At 47.8% G+C, this 820-nt stretch carries 1 pseudogene; it reads right to left on the bottom strand.

From position 1 onward, the window contains the following. Positions 1 to 162: 162 nt before the first annotated feature. Positions 163 to 820: pseudogene (gene tnpC, locus AB4482_RS22945) on the bottom strand (IS66 family transposase); the annotation flags it as partial.

Genomic DNA, 820 nt, shown 5'->3' with positions numbered 1-820 from the left:
CTGATTTGATCAACAACGCCCTACAAAACTCTTAACACCAAGAAAAGCTATGCGAATCAGCTATTGTTCATACATCGTTACTTTGTCACAAAATCAATAGACTTACCTTCGAGGATTCGTGACGGTAGATACCTGACTATAGAGGAATATGAAGGTCTACATCGCCCCTTTTAAGCGTGATTCTATCCCGTAGAGTTTTTGGATTTTAGCCAGCGCCTTATCAGCCTTGCCCGATTTACCTTTCCCTTGAAGCTTTTTAGCATCCATGAACTTGCGACGAGCATGCGCTAAGCACCCTACCTTGGTGACGTGATGAAGTCCATCATAAGCCGCGTAGCCATCGGTTTGTAGATAACCGTTGTAGTCACCTAAAAAGTCCACGGGACACGCCCTCGCGCGACTGTTTTGATAGTCGTACAAGGCAATATTTTTCACATTCGGCAGTGCCGCTTCGGGTGAGTCAGCGCCTGAGCAGTAGAGCCACATATAACACTGCTTCTCTTCTTTGAGCACATTGAGCGGCGTTTCATCCGCTTGAACCACCACTTGTTGAAGTAGGTGCTCTTTCAAGGCGGCATACAGCGGGGCGAACTTCTCACTGACTTGGATGACCCACCTAGCCATGGTGGTACGTGATAGCTCGATACCCGACTGGTTAAACAGCGATTCTTGACGATAAAGTGGCATCGCGTATTGGTATTTTCCAAGAATGATGTTGGTCAGCAAACTTTCTGTGGCGAAGCTTTTAGGGATGAGGCTCTGAGGGGATGGCTTCTGAACGATTCGGCTGCTGTCGCCTATTTTCTCGCACTGGCGGCAA

Source organism: Vibrio sp. 10N.222.55.C7 (assembly GCF_041473335.1).
In the GTDB taxonomy this organism is placed as follows: Bacteria; Pseudomonadota; Gammaproteobacteria; order Enterobacterales; family Vibrionaceae; genus Vibrio; species Vibrio crassostreae_C.
The sequence above is the reverse complement of the archived record's forward strand: the minus strand, read 5'-3'. Positions and strand labels throughout refer to the sequence as shown.